The sequence below is a fragment of the Paraburkholderia sp. SIMBA_053 genome (assembly GCF_046534895.1).
GTDB lineage: Bacteria > Pseudomonadota > Gammaproteobacteria > Burkholderiales > Burkholderiaceae > Paraburkholderia > Paraburkholderia caledonica.
Genome location: NZ_JAWRXU010001464.1, coordinates 1 through 244 on the forward strand (window position 1 = coordinate 1; position 244 = coordinate 244).

1 protein-coding gene is annotated in these 244 nt (G+C 66.4%); it reads right to left on the bottom strand.

Annotated elements, in window-relative coordinates:
- A partial coding sequence (locus SB753_RS40470) for a TOBE domain-containing protein (protein WP_410805602.1) occupies positions 1–244 on the bottom strand: 244 nt, incomplete at both ends.

Consider the following 244-nt stretch of genomic DNA (forward strand, 5'->3'; position numbering starts at 1 on the left):
GCGCGCGATCAAACCATCCGGCGCCACGCTCGACTCCGCATACAGATACGCGGCGTCGCCGAGCGATTCGACGGCCATCGTGCGGGCCGATACGCCGTCATCCGTCATGCCGACATGCAGATGCTCGGGACGAATGCCGACCGTCACCTTGTCGCCCTGCTTCACCGAAGCCGGTTCAACAGCGACGCGCTGCGTCTCGCCGGTTTCGTAGCGCACCGTCACGCCGTCGTGCGTGACCGACTGC